We start from the raw sequence: 4,314 nt of genomic DNA, 5'->3' as shown, positions 1-4,314 counted from the left end.
CGTCCACTCCACGTCCATCCCCTTCGTGATCCCGTCCACGTGCCGGTAGATGACCGCCGGACGCTGGTGGTCCAGGTGCATCTCCGAGGCCCACCACACCGGCCATGCGAGAGGACCGAAGCCGCGCCGTGCGGCCATCTCCACCAGCCCGGTGCCGAAGGCGTCCTTGCGCTGGAAGCGGACCCAGCGATAGTGCGGCAGCCACTCCGGCCAGCGCTCCACGTCGGCCCCCGCGTGGAAGCACGCCTCCAGCGGCGCGCCCATCTCCAGCTCGTCGATGGTAAGCACGTCAGCGCGGCACGAAGCTGGTGTCCGCGTCCAGGCCGCGGCAGAACGCGGCGATGAGGCGCACGGTGGCGTCCAGGTCGGCCATCGACACGACCTCGTTGGGGCTGTGCATGTAGCGGTTGGGCACGGAGATGACGCCTGTCGCGACGCCGTGGCCGCTCAGGTAGATGGCGTCCGCGTCGGTGGAGGTGAACTTGGGGCTCGCCTGGATGCTGTACGGTATGCCCTCGGCTTCGGCCGTCTCCGCCAGCCGCTCGAAGACCAGGGGGTGGATGGCGGAGCCGCGCGCCAGCACCGGCCCGCTGCCGATCTTCCGCTCGCCCACCTGCTTCTTGTCGATGCCCGGCGCGTCGGTCGCGAACGTCACGTCGACCACGATGGCGACCTGCGGGTCCAGCTTGAAGGCCGAGACGCGCGCCCCGCCACCGCTGTAGCCGATCTCTTCCTGCGTGGTCGCGACGGCGGTCACCTCCGCCGCGGGGCGTTCGCCTTCCGCGAGGCGGCGGAGGGCTTCGAGGACCACGAACGCGCCGATGCGGTTGTCGACCGAGCGCGAGGCGATGAGGCCGTTGCCCAGCTCCACCAGGCGCGTGTCCACCACGCCGGGGTCGCCCACGCGAATGCCGCGCGCCTCGGCCTCGGCCCGCGAGGCGACGCCGACGTCGACCCACAGGTCGATCATCTTCACGGCCTTGTCCTTCTCGTCGGGCTTCATCAGGTGGATGGGCTTCTTCCCCACCACGCCGACGATGTCGCCGCGGCGGGTGAGGAAGCGAAGGCGCTGGCCCACCAGCACCTCGGGGTCCCACCCGCCGATGCCGTCCACGTACAGGAAGCCGTCGTCGTCCACGTGGGTGATCATCACCCCGATCTCGTCGATGTGGCCGGCGAGCATCACGCGCGGGGCGCCGCCGGAGCCCACCGTGGCGGCGGAGTTGCCCGCCACGTCCACGTCCACGCGGTGGGCGAAGCGCTCCGCCTCGGCGCGCCACAGGCGGGCGGGGGCGGTTTCGAACCCGGACGGGCCGGGGGTGTCCAGGAGCTGCCGAAGGAAGGTGACCGAGCTTTCGTGCATCAGCGGGCTGCGTGGTAGGGTGGGGAGCGGCTCACCGCGGGCCGGCTCCGTCGTCGCTGCCCGCGGGGGCGCCGGTGCGGCGCGCCAGGTCGGGCGTGTAGGCGTGGTAGAGGTGCTTCACCAGCACCTCGGCGGCGTAGACCTCGGGCGGCAGGTCCTCCCGCTCGGCGAGCGCCCGCAGCGCGGTGGCCTGGCGGGCGGTCAGCTCCAGCGTGAACGTCTCTCGGGGCATGCCGCTCCGTGCCGTGTGGTTCGTGGGCGTGAACTCCGTCCATCTGCGGCGGGTGCCGCACGCCGCAATGCGGCCGGGCGTTCCGCGCGGCGTGCGGCTCGCGCGGGCGAGCCCCGGCTCCACATCCACAGTCCCCATCGTGCGACGCGCGGCGCTCCGGATGCCGCGTGGGGGGAATGGGTTACGCGCGCTTTGTCCCCGTAGGGTCCGTGCGGAGCGCAATGCAAGCCCGGCAGCGCACTGCACGAATCCCGCCGCGGCGTCGGATGATGCAGATGACGCCGTCCGCCGCCCGGTGCGACGAAGTCGAACAGCCGGCTGCGGGGACGGAGCTGATCGCGAGCTACATCGGATCGGGACGAGCCCCGCCGGGAGAGGCGGATGTTGCGGCGTCGGCGCCGATCAGCCGGTCATCTACCGACCCGAGATCTCGTCGGCAAGCGTTCTCATCCATCAATCTACGGTCCGGCCATCGTTGCGCCGGAGGCGTTTTCGGATGCGATGAATCGCACCCCTACGCGTGGAAGATCGTCGGCGCCGGGTTGCATCTACGGACGGCGTTCGCGAACCCGTCAGATCGCGCCTTCTTCGCGGAGGGCGGCGGGGACGCCCACGTGGACCGACGGGTAGAGCGGCGTGACGCCCAGCTCCTCGCGCATGCGGCGGTTGCTGCAGCGGCGGGCGCCCACGCGCCGCTCGAACGCGCTGGCCGTCAGCTCGTGGCGGATGTCGTCGCGCGACACGGCCGGCGGCAGCGAGAGGCCCAGCAGGCCGGCCGTGAGCGCGGCGTACTCCTCTCCGGTGACGGGCTGGTCGTCGCAGAGCAGGTAGATGCCGCCCGGCACGCCCTTCCGCCACGCGCCGATCAGCCCCGCCGCCAGGTCCTCCACGTGGATGCGCGAGACCCAGTGGCTCTCGTCGTCCAGCCGCCGGTACGCGCCGCTTTCCAGCCGCTCCCGCAGCGTCCGCCCGGGCCCGTAGATGCCCGGCACGCGGCAGATGCGCACGGGCAGCCCGTGGTCGCGCCACGCGTCCAGGTACGCCCCCTCGGCCGCCACGCGCGCCTCGCCCGCGGGCGAAGACGGCGCGACAGGCGTGTCCTCGTCCGTCAGCTCGCCCTCGCGGCGGCCGTACACGGAGGTGCTGCTGACGTAGACGACGGCTTCCGGGGGAGCCTCGGCGAGGGCGGCGACCACGTTGTCGGTGTTCTCCACCGTGTAGCGGTCCGCCCCGGTGCGGTGAGGGCGGACGGTGTCGAACACCACGTGCGGGCGCCACGCCACGAGCGGGCGCAGCGTGGCCGGGTCCATCGCGTCGGCCAGGGCGGGCACGGCGCCGGCGGCCTCGATCTGGGCCAGCCGGGCGGGGGTCCGCGTGGTGCCCATCACGGCCACGCCCTGCGACGTGAGGCGCCGCGCCAGGCGCAGGCCAACGTATCCGCATCCCACGATCAGCGCGCGCGCCGGTGTCACCGTGCGTCCTCCGCGTCGAGTGCGGCGTGCAGCTCCAGGAACTGCGAGAGCATGCGGTAGGTGAGGCCCCACACGACGTTTCCGCGCGCCCCGTACGCCGGGAACGAGCGCGAGCCGCCGCCTTCCATGCGGTACACGTACTCCGTGGCCGCCTCGGGGTGCGCCAGCTCGGCGAGGGGGATCCACAGCGCCTCGGCCACCTCGTGGTTGGGCACGGCCTCGGTGGATGCGGGGACGGCGAACACGTGCGGCGCGACGACGATGGACGGGGCGCCCGACCGGGGATACAGCTCGTCGAGCGCGCCCAGCCACTCGCCGCCGGCTTCGACGTCGATGCCGACCTCTTCCCGCGTCTCGCGCGCGGCGGTGGCGCGCGAGTCCGCGTCCGCAGGCTCGGCCCGGCCGCCGGGGAGCGCCATGTGGCCGGACCACGGGTCGCCCGCCCGGTCGGCGCGGCGGATCAGCAGCAGCTCCAGGTCGTCCCCCGCGGGCCGCAGGAGGAGTGCCACGGCGGCCCGCGGCGCGGGCGTGTGCGGCGGGTGTACCTGCGCGGCGCGGGCGGCCAGCGCGCGCCGTAGCGCGGTGATGCTGCGGTGGTGCACGGGCCGGTGCCGGGGGTGCGCGGGTGGCGCGGGCGCGGCCCTTGCCCCGCCCGCGGGGGGAGGTTATCACATCGGCACCGCCCGGGCAACGTGCCGCGGGCCCACCTACCGACGCCCCCGCCATGCTCCGCTTCGAAGACATCACCGCCGCCCGCGAGCGCATCGCCGGACAGGTCGTGGTGACGCCCTGCACCCCCAGCGAGACGTTCGGGGAGATGTTCGGCGGCCACGCGTGGTTCAAGTTCGAGAACCTGCAGCGCACCGGCTCGTTCAAGGAGCGCGGCGCGCTGAACCGCATGCTCGCGCTCTCGGACGACGAGCGGCGCCGTGGGGTGATCGCGGCCAGCGCGGGCAACCACGCGCAGGGCGTGGCCTGCCACGCGCAGCGGCTGGGCATCCCCGCCACCATCGTGATGCCGGAGCGCACGCCGCTGGTGAAGGTTTCGAACACCCGCCGCTTCGGCGCGGAGGTGGTGCTCCACGGATCCGTCTACGACGAAGCGATGGCGCGCGCGCTTGAGCTGCGCGACGAGCGCGGCCTCACGCTCATCCATCCCTTCGACGACGACGCCATCATGGCGGGGCAGGGCACCATCGGCCTGGAGCTGCTGGAGCAGTGCCCGGAGATGGAGGTCTGCGTGGTGG

The 4,314-nt window shown here is 73.3% G+C and carries 6 protein-coding genes; 1 reads left to right on the top strand and 5 read right to left on the bottom strand.

Features of this window, described 5'->3' with window-relative positions:
- The 5 genes from VFE05_17370 to VFE05_17350 form a co-directional block, all read right to left on the bottom strand.
- Positions 1–288 (bottom strand): hypothetical protein (locus tag VFE05_17370; protein HET6231850.1); only part of this gene is annotated, 288 nt, incomplete at its 3' end.
- A gap of 1 nt (position 289) precedes the next feature.
- On the bottom strand, positions 290–1,363 hold the full coding sequence (locus VFE05_17365; protein HET6231849.1) for a M42 family metallopeptidase: 1,074 nt from the start codon (positions 1,361–1,363) through the stop codon (positions 290–292).
- Between the two features lie 31 nt (positions 1,364–1,394).
- On the bottom strand, positions 1,395–1,595 hold the full coding sequence (locus tag VFE05_17360) for a hypothetical protein (GenBank protein HET6231848.1): 201 nt from the start codon (positions 1,593–1,595) through the stop codon (positions 1,395–1,397).
- Positions 1,596–2,167: 572 nt separating this feature from the next.
- On the bottom strand, positions 2,168–3,067 hold the full coding sequence (locus tag VFE05_17355) for an NAD-dependent epimerase/dehydratase family protein (protein ID HET6231847.1): 900 nt from the start codon (positions 3,065–3,067) through the stop codon (positions 2,168–2,170).
- The gene (locus VFE05_17350; GenBank protein ID HET6231846.1) at positions 3,064–3,669 is read right to left on the bottom strand and encodes a CoA pyrophosphatase; all 606 of its coding nucleotides are present in this window, start codon (positions 3,667–3,669) and stop codon (positions 3,064–3,066) included. The genes VFE05_17355 and VFE05_17350 overlap by 4 nt, the downstream gene beginning before the upstream one ends.
- A 122-nt stretch (positions 3,670–3,791) precedes the next feature.
- Here VFE05_17350 and VFE05_17345 point away from each other — a divergent pair.
- On the top strand, positions 3,792–4,314 hold a 523-nt coding region (locus VFE05_17345), incomplete at its 3' end, for a threonine/serine dehydratase (GenBank protein ID HET6231845.1).

Source organism: Longimicrobiaceae bacterium, assembly GCA_035696245.1.
Classification (GTDB): Bacteria; Gemmatimonadota; Gemmatimonadetes; order Longimicrobiales; family Longimicrobiaceae; genus DASRQW01.
Note: the sequence above shows the minus strand (reverse complement) of the source record. Positions and strands in the feature narration are given on the sequence as shown.

Excerpts from the sequence above, each read along its gene's own strand:
- VFE05_17365 (HET6231849.1), bottom strand. The coding sequence starts at position 1,363 with ATGCACGAAAGCTCGGTCACCTTCCTTCGGCAGCTCCTGGACACCCCC.
- VFE05_17360 (HET6231848.1), bottom strand. The coding sequence starts at position 1,595 with ATGCCCCGAGAGACGTTCACGCTGGAGCTGACCGCCCGCCAGGCCACC.